At 54.2% G+C, this 15,379-nt stretch carries 6 protein-coding genes; 2 read left to right on the top strand and 4 right to left on the bottom strand.

From position 1 onward, the window contains the following. Nucleotides 1–272 precede the first annotated feature (272 nt). Nucleotides 273–1,085 (bottom strand): 16S rRNA (cytidine(1402)-2'-O)-methyltransferase, encoded by an 813-nt coding sequence (gene rsmI / locus FBQ85_14090; GenBank protein MDL1876285.1) that lies wholly within the window; start codon nucleotides 1,083–1,085, stop codon nucleotides 273–275. A 36-nt stretch (nucleotides 1,086–1,121) separates the two neighbouring features. Next, nucleotides 1,122–2,609 (bottom strand): aldehyde dehydrogenase family protein, encoded by a 1,488-nt coding sequence (locus FBQ85_14085; protein ID MDL1876284.1) that lies wholly within the window; start codon nucleotides 2,607–2,609, stop codon nucleotides 1,122–1,124. 452 nt (nucleotides 2,610–3,061) lie between these two features. On the opposite strand from FBQ85_14085, the gene FBQ85_14080 reads away from it, so the two are divergent. Next, nucleotides 3,062–11,311, top strand: a complete 8,250-nt coding sequence (locus FBQ85_14080) for a T9SS type A sorting domain-containing protein (protein MDL1876283.1) — start codon at nucleotides 3,062–3,064, stop codon at nucleotides 11,309–11,311. 177 nt (nucleotides 11,312–11,488) lie between these two features. Here the strand turns inward: FBQ85_14080 and FBQ85_14075 are convergent, their stop codons facing one another. Together FBQ85_14075 and FBQ85_14070 are read right to left on the bottom strand one after the other, a co-directional pair. After that, nucleotides 11,489–12,910, bottom strand: a complete 1,422-nt coding sequence (locus FBQ85_14075; protein ID MDL1876282.1) for a UDPGP type 1 family protein — start codon at nucleotides 12,908–12,910, stop codon at nucleotides 11,489–11,491. Nucleotides 12,911–13,243: 333 nt separating this feature from the next. Then, nucleotides 13,244–13,924 carry a DUF4398 domain-containing protein gene (locus tag FBQ85_14070; protein ID MDL1876281.1) on the bottom strand — a complete coding sequence of 227 codons (681 nt, stop codon included), beginning with the start codon at nucleotides 13,922–13,924 and terminating at the stop codon, nucleotides 13,244–13,246. A 1,033-nt stretch (nucleotides 13,925–14,957) separates the two neighbouring features. On the opposite strand from FBQ85_14070, the gene FBQ85_14065 reads away from it, so the two are divergent. Beyond that, a partial coding sequence (locus tag FBQ85_14065) for a class II aldolase/adducin family protein (GenBank protein ID MDL1876280.1) occupies nucleotides 14,958–15,379 on the top strand: 422 nt, incomplete at its 3' end.

Here is a 15,379-nt window from a genome sequence, read left to right as displayed (position 1 = left end):
GGAAATGAAATAATCGACAATCGGTGTAATGAGCTTGAGAAACCAATTCTTCAGGCTTTCCGGCAAAATGTTGACTTTCACAGATCTGTTCCATCCCTCTCATGTTGTGAAAAATACTGCGCTCTTTGCTGCTTGCCCCGCGTCACGGAGGCTTCGTCGCCGGTCATACGAACACCAAGCGTTGGCGCGACGATGATCAACCGCTTGTGTGAGCGGCTTTGCCATCCCTCCGCGTGTGGCCGGGTTTCGCAAAGGCATGTGTATAAATCCCCTTAACCCGGCGGCGTTTCCGGCGCGGCCGAACGCTCGCGCCGAGGTTCCGCCCCGGCAATCACCAGCACGCATTCGCCTTTCAGCGTGCGGTTTTGCAGAATGTCCAGCAATTCCGAGACGCGGCCGCGCAGCGTCTCTTCGTGCAGTTTTGTCAGTTCGCGCGCCAGGGCCACGCGCCGATCGCCCCATATTTCCAAAACCGCCGTGAGGGTGCGCAAGACGCGCTGCGGCGACTCATACAACACGATGGTGCGACGCTCGTGTTTCAGCTCCTGGAAAAAAGTTTGGCGGCCTTTTTTCACGGGCGGAAATCCTTCAAAGACGAAGCGATCGGTGGGCAGGCCGGACAGAATCAGCGCTGGGACAAACGCTGCCGGACCGGGAATCGCTTCGAGGGGAAGGGCGTGGGCCAGGGCCTCACGCACGAGGTAAAACGCGGGGTCGGAAATTCCCGGTGTACCGGCGTCAGTAATGAGTGCCACGCTTTTGCCGGCGCGCAATTCGGCGAGCAAACGCGGCGCAGCTTTCCGTTCATTGAAATTGTGATAACTTATCGTCGGCTTTCGAATATCGTAATGCTGCAATAAAATTGCAGCGCGGCGCGTGTCTTCCGCCGCAATCAAATCCACCGCACGCAACGTTTCCACCGCGCGCAGGGTAATATCCTTCAAATTGCCGATCGGCGTGCTGACCAAAAACAGCGTCCCATACTGCTCTTCAGAAACAACGGCAGTATTGCTTTCATGAATCTGCAAGTCTGACTTCCAACTGATGGATGATTCCCACGGTTTAGTATGTTTGCTGCATTTCATCCGGCCATCGCGATTGCAGGATCAGAGCGCATCAGCTCACTGATTATCAATCTGCGCGCGCTGCAGTCTGCCGGAATAATCCACATAAACCGTTTTCGTTTCACTGAAAAAATCATAAACTGGCCAGCCGCCTTCGCGATGGCCATTGCCGGTCTCCTTTACGCCGCCGAACGGCAAATGCGCCTCTGCGCCGATGGTCGGGCCGTTGATGTAAGTGATGCCGGCTTGCACCTCGCGCATGGCTTTGAATGCCGCATTCACATCACGGGTGTAGATTGATGAACTCAGGCCATACTTGCTGTTGTTCAACACCCTCACCGCCTCCTCGAAACTCTGGATCTTGATCACCGCCAGCACCGGGCCGAAAATCTCTTCCTGCGCGATCTTCATGTTTTGATCAACGTTGCTAAAAATTGTTGGGCGATAGAACGAGCCTTTGCCACATGCGCCCGACGTGAACGCCTCGCCGCCGGTTTCGAGTTTCGCGCCTTCCGCTTTGCCGATTTGAACATAACCGGCAACGGTTTCCCGTTGTTGGAAATTGATCAACGGGCCCACCTCGGTATCCGGTTCGAGGCCGTTGCCCAGGCGAAGCTTCTCGGCTTGTTTGATCAGCAGCGCGAGAAACTTGTCGTGAATCGCTTCATGCAAAATCAAACGGCTGGTGGCGGTGCAGCGCTGGCCGGTGGTGCCAAATGCGCCCCACAACACGCCCTTGAGCGCCAGTTCCAAATCCGCGTCGGGCATGACGATTTGCGCATTTTTGCCGCCCAGTTCGAGCGAAACGCGTTTCAAGTTTTTGGCTGCCGCCGCCGTGATTTGTTTGCCCACCGCAGTTGAGCCGGTGAACGAAATCAAATTCACGTGGTCATGTTCGACCAGGGCCATGCCCGCTTTGCTGCCGGAGCCGTGTACAAGCTGAATAACCTGTGGCGGCAAGCCGGCCTCGAGCAAAATTTCAACAAAGCGCGTTGCGGTTGCGGGCGTGTCGCTCGCAGGCTTGAATACCACCGTGTTACCGCACACCAGCGCCGGAAAAATTTTCCAGGTCGGTATTGCGAGTGGAAAATTCCATGGGGTAATGATGCCCGCCACGCCGATCGGCAGCCGGAGCGACATGCAAAACTTATCAGGAAGTTCAGAAGGCGCGGTGAACCCGAACAGCCGCCGGCCCTCGGTGGCCGCGTAGTAGGCCGTATCAATGCCCTCTTGCACATCGCCGCGCGTTTCAGCCAACACCTTGCCCATTTCGGAAGTCATCAAGCGCGCAATGTCTTCTTTGTGGCGCGTCAACAAATCACCGGCGCGTTTGATGATCTCTCCGCGTTTCGGCGCCGGGGTCAGCCGCCAGGCCTCAAACGCCGCGGACGCCGCAGCCACGGCGCGATCGACATCCAACTCGCTCGACGCGGGAAATGAGCCAATGACTTCATCCCAATTCGCCGGATTGTGATTGTCGAAACGCTCGCCCGAGGCGGATTCACACCAAATGCCAGCAATATGATTTTGATAGACGCGCGGCAAAACCTTCGACTCCCTTAATTTTTGGCATTCAAAGGCAGGATGATAGGAAATCTTGGGGTAAAAGTCAAGAAAGCGAATGCGCTGCAACACGGTGCAAATCGCCTGAAGATCAACTCGTTCAATTGGAATATTATCGAATCCTCGCCGATGAGGGGTTTTTCATGCGCCAAAATTATTTGCTTGCCAATTTCGTGTATTTTTTTAGATTGTGCCCCTTCAACAAGGACGTCGTCGAAAGCTGGTTATCCACTTGAGAGAAGGGATTCTAACAGCCGTTTACGGATGTGTCGTTGCCCGACGCCACAAGCTGTAAATCCATCTCAGTTGTCCCGCCCCGTCTTCTCAAGAGTCTGTCTCAAATCGTTTCGAGAACTGAAGCGAACAACCAGTGCTGTCAGCCCCCCTTTGATTCAAAAACATCTCAACCTCGCAGTTGTCAAGGAGACCAGGTCATGAATCTGACTGCAGCTTGCCATCCTGTCTCGCGCCTCGGCGTTTTCACGCTGTTGGCCGCCCTCAGCACGCCCCTTGCGTTGTTCGGCCAAACCATTCGCTTCACGGATGTAACCTCCGCCGCTGGAATCCCGGAAATTGCGCCGGGCGGCTTCGGTCACGGCACCTCCTTCGGCGATTATAACGGAGATGGCCGCCCGGACATTTACGTCATGGCCTATGACGCGCCCAATTTTCTGCTGCGCAACAACGGCAACGGAACGTTTACAGATATTGCCGCAAGCGCGGGCGTGCAAAATCCGATGGAGCGCGATCGCGGCATGGCCTCCGCCGATTATGACAATGACGGCGATTTGGATATTTTTATCCTGGGCGGCTCCAATGCCAGCGTGCTCTATCGCAACAACGGCAACAATACCTTTACCGAGGTTACCGATGCGGCCGGCGTCAACGTGACCGGGCAAGGCCAGGGTGTGGCCTGGGGAGATTACAATAACGATGGCCTGCTCGATCTTTTTGTGACGCAGACCAACGGCGACAATGTTCTGTTTCGCCAAAATATCAATCACACTTTTGAGGACGTCAACGCCTCGTCGGGCATTGGCAGTTTTTCGCAAAGCTTGCAGCCGATTTTCTTTGATGTCGACTTGGATGGCGATCTCGATTTATTCGTGGTGCGCCAGACGGACGAGCCTAATCTGCTTTACATCAACAATGGCAATGGCACGTTTTCAGAGCGGGCGAGCAGTTGGGGCATTGACGCGCCCGCGCCGCACAGCCAGGGCGCGGCGATTGGCGATTACGATCGCGATGGCGATTTCGATGTTTATATTTGCAATTATGACGGCGAGAATTTGTTCTTTCGCAACAACGGACAATCGTTCACGAACGTGACGCAAAGCGCGGGCGTGACGGTCGGCGGCGCCGGCAATCGCGGCGTGTTGTTTGCCGATTTCAATGACGACGGCTGGCCGGATTTGTACATCACGCGCAACAATGAAAACAAGATGTTTCAGAATAACGGCGACGGCACGTTTACCAACGTGAGCAGCGCTTCAGGCGCGAATAATTTCAGCCGCGGCTACAGCCCATCTTATGCGGATTATGACAATGACGGCGATCTCGATATTTTCTTCTCGAATACCGGCCAGGATTGCATCTTGTATCGCAATGACGGCCCGCTCAACAATTGGCTTCAAATCAAGCTGATCGGTGAGAGCAGCAATCGCGACGGTGTGGGCGCGCGTGTGATCGCGTGGGCCAGCGGTCAAAAACAAACGCAGATGATTGTTGCCGGGCAAGCCTATCTGTGCACCGGCAGCGATTTGACTGCGCATTTCGGTTTGGGAGCCGGCTCGCAAATCGACTCACTGATCGTACAATGGCCCTCCGGCTTGCAAGACCGCTATTATGACATCGCGGCAAATCAAAAGCTCACGCTGCGCGAAGGCGAAGGCGAGGTTGAGCCGCCTGCTGACGCGGCGTTGCCGCTGCTCTCGAACATTGCCAGCAGCAATATTTTGCAAAGCAGTGTAACGATTGTGTGGAACTCGAACGAAGCGAGCGATTCCCAGGTGGAATATGGCTTGACGGCAGCTTACGGCAGTCTTTCGCCGCTGGATGCCAATCGCGTGACCTCGCATGCGGTGACGCTGACGGGATTGGCGGCCAACACGCTTTATCATTATCGCGTACTTTCCCGGGATGCCGCCGGCAACCTCGCGATCAGCGGCGACTTTACCTTCATCACGCTGGCGTTGGATGCCTTGCCGCCGGTTATTTCGAACGTAACCAGCGGCAATATTGCTTCCTCCTCGGCGCAAATAAACTGGAACACTGATGAAGCGAGCACCAGCCAGGTCGAATATGGTTTGACATCGAGTTATGGCAATGTTTCTTCGCTCAACCCGGCGTTGGTCACGGCGCATAGCGTCACGCTTACAGGCTTGAATGCGAACACGACGTATCATTATCGCGTCCTATCCGAAGACGCTTCAGGCAATTTGGAGACGAGCGGCAATTTCACCTTCACCACGTCTGACGGCCCGCTACTGTCCGACAATTTCAATAGCGCGAGCCTCGATCTGACAAAATGGATTTTAGGCTCACAGGCGCAAAATATCTCTGCGGTGCAAAGCGGCGCATTGCGTTTGCGTACCACGGGCAACAGCACGGGATGGGTATATACCCGCGACAAATTCAGCGGCAGAGAAAAAACGATCCAGATAAAAGTCGTGCAGCCGAACAATGACGGCAGTCTGGGCATGTCGCCGACGGCAACAACGGCCGCGGTCAACGGCTTTTATAGCGAATCGAACTGGTATCGTTTCTACAATTATCGCGACAGCAACAGCCAGCCGTTCAAGCTGTTTGTGCAATGGCGAAAAAACGGAGTGGTCGGCGGCCTCGATGTCGCCGCCGGCGTGACCTTTACCAGCAATTTTTATTTGCGCCTGCGCACCAGTGGGAACGTAATTTATTTTGAATATTCCTTTGATAACGTATCCTGGACTACGGCATATTCGGAGACGTTTGCGCTGCCGGGATACACGCTGGACGATTTGTTTGCCTTCGAGTTGGCCGCTTACAATACGCCGGTAAAAGGTGAATGGGTGGTCGATGATTTCTCCATCAATTCCCTGCAAGCGCCGCCTCCGGATTTGACGCCGCCGGTCATTTCGAATGTCGCGAGCGGCAACATTACCCAAACCAGCGCCACCATAACCTGGAATACCGATGAAGCAAGCGACGCGCAAGTGGAGTATGGTTTGACGGCAGCGTATGGCGCCTCCTCGCCGCTGGATGCCAATTTTCTGACGGCGCACAGTGTTGTACTCTCCGGCTTGACTGCTGGCGAAACGTATCATTATCGCGTAAAATCGCGGGATGCCGCGGGGAATCTCGCGGCCAGCGATGATTTCACCTTTACGACGCTGAGCGGAGTGCCGGAATTGCCCGTGATCTCGAACGTGGCGGTGTCCGACATTACGCAAACGACGGCGCAGGTGAGTTTCACCACGGATCGCAATACGCTCGGCACGATCGAATATGACACGCAACCGCACGGCGTGATTCGCCTCATGCCGCTGGGCGACAGTATCACCGAAGGCGTGGGCAGCACCAACGAATCAGGCTATCGCGCATTTTTGTATCATAGTTTGTCAAGTTTTGGCAGCCGCTTTGATTTTGTCGGCAGCCTGCAATACGGCGCCGGACTGCCGGACACGGATCACGAAGGCCACCCGGGCTGGTCTGCCAATCAAATTTTAGGAAGCCTCAATACTTTTCTGGCGCAAGCACAGCCGCAAGCGGTTTTGCTGCACATCGGCACCAACGACATCAGCGGCGGCAACAGCGCGGATCTGGTCGTGTCTGAGATCACCGCGATCGTGGATGCCATTTTCCAATATAATGCTAATACCAAGATTTATCTCTCGACTCTGATCCCGCGCACCGATGCACGCGAGACGGTCAGCGTTGCGGTGAATGCGCAACTTCCGGCGTTGGTGAATGCCCGCGCCAACAGCGGCTATCGCATACATCTTGTCGATAATCATGCGGCGTTTCTGGCCAATCCCAACTGGGCTTTGGATTGGATGGCGGATAACTTGCATCCCAATGACGCCGGCTATGAAGTCATGTCCAACCAGTGGTGGGCGGCTTATGTCAACACCGAGTTTGATTTTCGCTGGCATGACGGGCTGTTGACGAATACGCACGCGATTACGCTGGCGGGCTTGCAGCCGGCAACGACGTATCACTACCGTGCGCGCGCCTTAGACGCGAGCGGCAATGCCTCGGCTTCCTCCGATGCGACATTTACGACCGCCAGCGCTGCCGCGGACACCACAGCGCCGGTGATCACGACGGTTGCTGCCGGGGAACTCACGGCAGCTTCCGCAAAAATTACGTGGAACACAGATGAAGCCAGCGATTCCCAGGTTGAATATGGATTGACGAATGCTTACGGCGCGCTTTCCGGGCTGGACACGGCTCGTGTGACCAGTCACAGCGTGACGCTTGTAAATTTGACGGCAGGAACGACGTATCATTATCGCGTACGTTCCAAAGACGCAGCAGGCAATCTGGCCGTGAGCGGCGATTTTACTTTTGCAACGCCCGCCAATGACGTCACGCCGCCGGTAATCACGAATGTTGCGGTGAGCAACATTACCGGAAGTTCGGCGCGCCTCACCTGGCTGACAGATGAACCGGGCGACAGCCAGGTGGATTACGGTTTGAGCGTTAATTACGGCCAAAGCTCGGCGCTGTCGCCCAGCCTGGTCACAAATCACACGATTTTGCTGTCTGGATTATTGCCGGGCAAAACCTATCACTATCGCGTCAAATCGCGCGATGCCAGCGCAAATCTCGGTGTAAGTGGTGATTTCACATTTACCACCTTGCGCGTGGTTTTGGAGGATGATTTCAACGCAGCGGCGCTTGATACCAACAAATGGCTGCTCGGCAGCCACAGCGGCAATCAAACCGCGATTGTGAACAATGCGCTGCGCCTGCGTTCCAGCGGGGCCAACAGCGGCTGGATATACACGCGCGATACCTTCTCCGGGCGCAACAAGATTGTGCAGATCAAAGTCGTGCAGCCCAACAATGACGGCGCGCTCGGCATGTCAGCCACCGTTACGCGTTCCGCGCTCAACGGTTTTTACAATGAGCCGAGCTGGTATCGTTTTTATAATTATCGCAGCAGCAGTTCCGGCCCTTACAAGCTTTATGTGCAGTGGCGCAAGAATAATATCATCGATGGCCGCGATGTTGCAACCAACGCTGTCTTCAGCACCAATTTTCATCTGCGCCTGCGGACCAGCGCCGATTCGATTTATTTCGAATATTCTTACGATAACGCGAACTGGGTCACGGCTTACAGCGAGATTTTTGCGTTGACCGGTTACTCGCTCGATAGTCAATTTGCGTTCGAGTTATCCGGCTACCGCTCTTCCACCAACGGCGAGTGGGTGGTTGATGATTTTGCGATCATTTCGACGGAGCCGGATATTGACGATGTCACACCACCGGTGATCTCAAATATTGCCGCGGGCAATGTTACTGCAAACGATGCCGTAATCTCCTGGAACACCAACGAAGCCAGCGATTCCCAGGTGGAATATGGGTTGACCGCGGCGTACGGCTCCACTTCGCTGCTCAATCCCGCGCTGGTCACCGCGCATAGTGTCGCGCTCTCCGGCTTAACGAAAAACACGACGTATCATTATCGCGTACTCTCGCAAGATGCGAGCGGCAATCTCGCCGCAAGCGGCGATCAAACGTTCCAAACGGGCGCTGCGGCGCTTACCTTCACCGACATTACTCTCGCGGCAGGCACCGGCGGGCCTTCCGGTGTTAATGACACCGGCGGCCATGCCGCCATTTTTGCGGATGTCGACAACGACGCGTTGCCGGATCTTTACATTACCATGTACAACGTTTTGGAAAAGCCGGACGTCGATCTTTTCTATCGCAATACCGGCGGCAACGTGTTTGCGAGTGAAGCCGCCGCGCGCGGCATCGCTGACTTCGACGGCGGCTCGCACGGCGCGCTGTTCGCCGATTTGGATCATGACGGCGATTTTGATTTGTACAACGGCACAACGCGCGGAACCACCGGGATTCCCGGCATCAATAATCTATTCCGCAATAATGGCAACGGTTTTTTTACCGACGCTACCACCGCGAGCGGATTGCCGCTGCGCGAATGGGAAACCCGCAGCGTGACCGCATTCGACATGGATAACGACGGCGATCTCGACTTGTTCGCAGTGACGGATTATCTGGGCACGACGGATGCGCCCGAGGATCGCAATGAGGTTTATCGCAACGACGGCGATTTGCAGTTTACCGCCATCAATTCCGGCGCGCTCTACGAAGCGCGTGCCGGGCAAGGCGCAATCGCCACGGATTACGACGGCGACGGCGATCTTGACATCATTGCCGCCAATCGCACCGGCGATCTCAACATTCTGCGCAATGACGGCCAGGGCAGCTTCTCTTTGGTTTCGCCGGCTGTGCTCGGCATCAGCCACCGCGCCGGCGACGGCATTACTACAGCCGATGTTGACAATGACGGCCGTCTCGATCTGCTGCTGGCGAGCGACAATGTCGGCTATCTTTACCTCAGCAACGCCAACGGCACGTTTCGTTTTCATCAAAGCTTTGACAATACTGACGGCTACATGGCTGGCGTTGCTGATCTTGACAACGACGGCGATCTCGATATCGTGTTTGCCGGCGATGACGTTTGTTATCTTAACAACGGCGCAGGAACATTCGTTGCCGGACCGTCGATTCCAGTTGCCGGCATCAATGATCCGCGCGCCATTGGCTTTGCCGACATTGATAATGACGGCGATTTGGATTTTGCCGTAGGCTGCAAACGTTCGCGTAATTGGCTCGTGCGCAATAATTTCAATAACGGCAATTGGCTGAAAGTCCGCTTGGTTTCACCGCAGGGTGTTGCGGGCGCGTTTGGCGCTAAGACGAGAATTTATCCGGCGGGCCAGGCGGGAGGCGCGCCGGTAACCTGGCGCGAAGCCCGCAGCGGCGCAGGTTATCTCGGTCAAGATGATCCAGTGCTGCATTTTGGCCTCGGCGCGCTGGATTCGGTTGATGTCGTCGTAACTTTTCTGGACGGCACTCAAGTCACTGCCGCCAACGTCACCGCCGGCCAAACGATTCTTATTGACGGCGTGATCGCAGACACCACGAAGCCGGTGCTGTCGAATGTGGCCGCCGCCAATCTCACCGGCGCCACAGCGCAAATTCTCTGGAACACGAGTGAGATCAGCGACTCGCAAGTGGAGTATGGCCTGACCACGAATTACGGCGTTTCCTCGCCGTTGAATAGTGTTCGGGTTACGGCGCACAACGTTGCTCTCTCCGGCTTGACTGCCAACACGACGTATCACTATCGCGTAAAATCAAAAGACCGTGCAGGAAATTTGGTGGTAAGCGGAGATTTCACTTTTGCCACGGCAACGCCTGACGCTACGCCGCCGGTGATTTCGAATGTTGCCACAAGCAATATCACGTCGTCATCGGTACAGATCAATTGGAATACGAATGAAGCAAGCGATTCGCAGGTGGAATACGGCCTGACGAACAGTTATGGTTCGTCTTCGCCGCTGGACGCGAATCTAACCACCACACACAACGTGACGCTTTCAGACTTGTCAGCCGGAACGACGTATCATTATCGCGTCAAGTCCAAAGATGCGGCTGGTAACCTCGCGACGAGCGGAGATTTCACGTTCACGACGCTTGCCAGCGCGCTGTTTGCCGATGATTTCAACAGCGGCAGCCTCGACGCGAATAAATGGACGCGCGGAACAAATGCGGGCAATCAAACCGCGGTTGCCGGCGGCCAGCTCGAATTGCGTTCGCAAGGCGGGGAAAGCGGTTGGGTAATCACGAAGCAAGCGTTTGCGGCGCGCAACACCACCATCACGGCAAAAGTGACGCAACCGAATGATGATGGCGCGCTTGGCCTAAGCCCGACGTTCAACCAATCGGCGACGACCGGTATCTACAATCAAGCGACGTGGTATCGTTTCTATATTTATCGCGATCAAGCGAGCGGGCCGTATTTGTTGTATGTGCAATGGAAGAAGAATGGCGCTGTCGACGGCGTGGATGTGACCGGCAACTTGAATATTACCGGTCAGGTTTATCTGCGCCTGCGCTGCGATGACACGCGCATTCATTTTGAAGCTTCACTCGACGGCGCAACCTGGTTCGATACTTATAACGAGCCTTTCGGGCTGACGGGCTACACGCTTGACAGCAATTTTTATTATGAACTGGCCGGGTATCGGACTTCTACAAAAGGGGTGTTGCGGGTGGATGATTTTTCCATCTCAACCGGCGGCGGCGCGAGCGGCGTGATCGCGATGAATCATCTTGCCAAGCCGAGATCGGTATCATTGTCTCTCGCGGTGCCCGAGAGTTTTGCTTTATCGCAGAACTACCCAAATCCGTTTAACATTGACACACGCCTCAATCTCGCCTTGCCGGAAGACGGACGCTTGCAGGCGAGCATTTACAATCTGCAAGGTCAGGAAGTCATGCGTCTGCATGATGATTATTTTTCGGCGGGATATCATGTGATCCGCTGGCAGGGCGCCAATGATGCAGGTCAGACGGCGAGCAGCGGCATTTATCTCTTGCGCTTGATTTTTGAAGGGCAATCGGGCAGGCGCGAGGTGATGACAATGCGGATGATTTTGTTGAAATAGGCCAAAATCACTGACCGGTCACTATGGTAGAATCGCTTTGCGGTAGATTGTGCAAAAGTGACCGGTCAGTTGATCTGATTGGCAATGATTTTGGGATAAGCTGCTTGACTTCTTGTAAAAGTGTGCAGGCTGTGTGAAGCCGTTTCGTTTCACGCAGTCTGTACGCTATTTTTCAATTCAAGAAAGATACACCTCCCCTTCCAGCTTAAAATCCGCAGGAAGTTTTCTCGCCAATTCTTGCGCCTCCAGCGCAAACAGCGGACTGATTTCAATTTTAGTTCTGGGCCGGCCTTCGCCATCGCGCGGAACTTTTATGCCGCATTGTTCCAGCCAGCCGGCATAGAGATTGTAGTAATCCCGGCGCGCGGTTTCAGGTGAATCCACGCCGGTATCATTCTTGATGGGGCTGAACTCTGCATGCCGATTGACTTCGAGAACAACGCTGTGCCTGGCGCCGCCCAGGGCATCAAAAATAAACGTCTCGAACTTATAGCCGTTGGGTTGCTCCGGCTTGATCAACTCTCCCATCGCATTGATAAACGGGATTTTTTTGTGCGCTATGTGCCAGGGCAGGCGTTGCCGGCTTTCCGTGAGGCGTGAGACAAAATCGACGCGCAGCATGTGAATCGCAATGCTGCCGCTATTGTATTTCAAGCTGCCGTCAGGATTGCGCATTTCTTTATCCGCCTCACTCATATCGCTGTATTCGATCACCGTCAACCGCCCGTCTTTTTTGCCAATGACGCCGATTTTTTCATGCGGATCGCGTTTGCCGCATACCTTCGCGCTCATCTCGGCTTGCGCGGCCGCATGATACCCGATGAACAAGGGATCGCAAATATGCAGCAGTACATTATCGACTTGAAAGTAAAAAATTTCGGTAATGCCGCGGCGGCGCATGTCTGCGAGCGCCCCGCTTTTGGCCAGCGCTTGCAAGGTGCCGCCGTGGCCGTCGGGGTTCATGAAGATGCTGTCCGGCGCTTCCAAAATAATCTTGCCGCTATCGTCGATTGCCGGCATCATGCCCTGCTGAAAGAAAAAAACATCAGTGGCCGGCAGCCCGAAGAAACGATGTTGTGCAAAAAAAGCTTTGGTCTCTTCGTGATTGGCCAGACTGGTCATGATGTACCAGGGGATGGCAGCACGGTAGCGCCGGGAGGTGGCGAGAATTTTTTCAGCATGCAACTGAAACAAGCTTTTGCCGCTGAGCGCGCCGAACACAAACGCGCCTTTGGGGCCCTCGAAACCCAGGCGCGAGCCTTGCCCGCCGGCCACTAACACTGCCGCGACTTGGCCGCGCCGAAGCAAATCTGCGCCTGCCGCCCGCATGGCTGCGCATTCCTGCGGGTGGGCATGTTGATGCGCCAGCGAAATCACATCCGCCGGTTCCAGCGTGAGATTGGCCTGTGTTGTCTTGTTCTGCCGGATCAGGTTGATGTAAATGTCGTTGATGAGATCAAAATCAATCTCGGAGATTTGCTGAAGCAAGCGCCGTTGCCCGGCGGGGGGTAGCTTGTGCCAATGCTGCAAGAGGTGTTCATGTCCCGCCAATTTTGCCTTTTCGTGTAGCGCCGTGACCTCTGCTAGCGGTGATGTCATGACGGTTGCTCCTCCTCGTTGCGATTCTAAGTTGCACAGACCTGGCTGGGTCTTCGGGCTTGAATATGGAAAAAGATTCGATCGAATATGCGGTTTTGAATTGCCGCAATTTACAAAAAAAAATTGCGCGGGGAAAGAGTGAGAGGGCTATGTTTCAAAAATAAAAAAGAAATCCTGCCCTGCCGGTGGCGGGGAAATTTTAGGTAAGCGCTTGTGGCAAAAAGAGATTAATCGGGGGTATTGAAAATAAAACGCCCTGGCCTCGGCTACTTCAAAAAATCGAGGCGTCGTGTTGCCTTTAATAATGAATTGGAATCGCGATTGCCAATCGAATCAACGCGTCGGCGAGTTGGCGTAAAGGTTATTTATCTTCCTTTCTGGCGGTGGTTCTTTTATCTCTTGCTTTCTCGTGGTTTGAACCGGCGTTGCCGTCACTCGAACGGAATTGGTCAGGCCGACCAACGTTTTTTGCAATTGCGTATCGAGTTCGGAAATCCGCCGCAAAACTTCCGGAAAGTTTTGCACTTGAAGCAGCGATGCTAATGCGGCAATGTCTTTATGATACCGGCGCAGACGATAAACGTGGATATCATGCCGGTTTTGGTCGACATACGTCAGGCGCGGTAAATTCGCGACCATCTCTTCCAGCCGCGCCAACTCGGACGACACTTTTTTGATGCCTTCGCGGCTGGCGATTTCGGCGGTTCGCCGCATCTGGACGAAAGCAATGCTGCAACTATCCAACTTTTGACAGGCCCGAAACAAATACTCGCCCGCAAGCTCAACCTGGTCTTGGCGCATAAACTTCTTCGCCTCTTCGATTTTCTGGCGGGCCTCTGCTAATTCATACGTCAAGTACTGTTCCGCACCTTTGGACTCCAGCCCACTGAGTAACTTCTCGGCTTGCTCCAGTTGCTCAGTCGGTGAAGTCACGCAAGCGGCAAGTGCCAGCGCCAAGACCATACAACAGCCACCTGGCAACCGGCGAGCGACAACACGTGAAAGTGCTCGCATGTGTTTGACCTCCGTACCTCATGTTAAAGTTTTCCTCCATAATCCTACCCTTTCATTATTAATGATGATGTCACAACCGCCGAGGCCGCCTCACGGCACTGAGGCAAATCACTCATGGTTGCGCCATCGCTGTCCGGCAAATTTTAGCCTCTTAAAACTCGCGTCGCAGCGCCTCTCGAAACCGCCCTCATCAAAATCTCTTGTTACTTAACGACAACACACTCACGGCCTCCCCAAAAAATTTGATGATGACATTCTCAAGAAGTTGCTGCACGCTCACGCACGAGCTACCGCAATGGACAACGCCAAGCTACCCGGTTTGGCGTTGTTTAAAATCAACAAAACAAAACGAGCAAAGGGCCTGACCTCCTGCTCCGGCCTGAAGAATAAACGGTGAAATGAAATCGGGAAATGAAATATTTAAATTGGAAAATAAAAGGTATGATCGACTTGAGGGGGCGGTGAAGGCCAATCAACGAGTTGAGTTTCGGGATTGGGCGGTTCATACGGCAAAACTCAAAATTAAAGATTGTTTGATGATTCGGTTTAGATCATAGTCGCGCCACAACAGTTACCCATCTACCCTGATTAAACGGCATCATCCGGCAATTGATGAAACAACGGCGTTCATCAATTTTAAATAAAATGAAATTTGGCCAATTTTCAGGCTGGAGAGTTGGGAAGTCTAAAGGTGAGGTGCGCCACTGCGTTTATCTGCGCCGCAGTTTACTCCAACCGATTGCTTTCCTGCTTGCGTCCGAAGTCTTTGTAGAAACTGCGATGAAAGTCCTACGAAGTAAACGACACATCCGTGTGTGAGGGGTTACTCTTCCTTAAGAGCCCGTCCTTGTTGCGAATGGTGCGGCGAATATAACATCGGTGCGGCGGAAATGCAAATAAAATGTTGCACCTTTAGCATCTTTTTTAAAAAAATGTTGCGAAAAGGACTCGAAAACATACATATTGCAACAAGTCATTAAAACGGCCTTCACGGGTGAACTTTTGCCGACCACTATTTTGAGATGAATACGCCATGAGTGACGAAGCAATTCTGCGACAGAGTATTTGCGAGATTGGCAGGCGGATGTACGACAAAGGTTTTGTGGCAGCCAACGATGGCAACATCAGCCTGCGGCTGGCCGATGGCACGTTTTTGACCACACCCACCGGCGTGAGCAAGGGTTATATGACGCCCGAGGGCATGGTGCGCGTCGACCTTGACGGCCGCGCGCTCAGCGCCGGCAAGCCCTCGAGCGAATTGTTGATGCATCTCTTCGTGTACCGCGAACGGCCTGACGTTAACGCCGTGGTTCATGCCCATCCAATTCATGCCACGGGTTTTGCCACCGCCGGGATCGCGCTCGAGGCCTGCGTGGCGGCGGAAATCATCGCCACGCTCGGCTCGATTCCACTGGCCGCCTATGGCACGCCCTCGACGCATGAATTGCCCGAAAC

It is taken from the genome of Cytophagia bacterium CHB2 (assembly GCA_030263535.1).
GTDB lineage: Bacteria > Zhuqueibacterota > Zhuqueibacteria > Zhuqueibacterales > Zhuqueibacteraceae > Coneutiohabitans.
The sequence above is the reverse complement of the archived record's forward strand: the minus strand, read 5'-3'. Positions and strand labels throughout refer to the sequence as shown.

Excerpts from the sequence above, each read along its gene's own strand:
- FBQ85_14070 (MDL1876281.1), bottom strand. The coding sequence starts at position 13,924 with ATGCGAGCACTTTCACGTGTTGTCGCTCGCCGGTTGCCAGGTGGCTGT.
- rsmI (MDL1876285.1), bottom strand. The coding sequence starts at position 1,085 with ATGAAATGCAGCAAACATACTAAACCGTGGGAATCATCCATCAGTTGG.
- FBQ85_14080 (MDL1876283.1), top strand. The coding sequence starts at position 3,062 with ATGAATCTGACTGCAGCTTGCCATCCTGTCTCGCGCCTCGGCGTTTTC.
- FBQ85_14075 (MDL1876282.1), bottom strand. The coding sequence starts at position 12,910 with ATGACATCACCGCTAGCAGAGGTCACGGCGCTACACGAAAAGGCAAAA.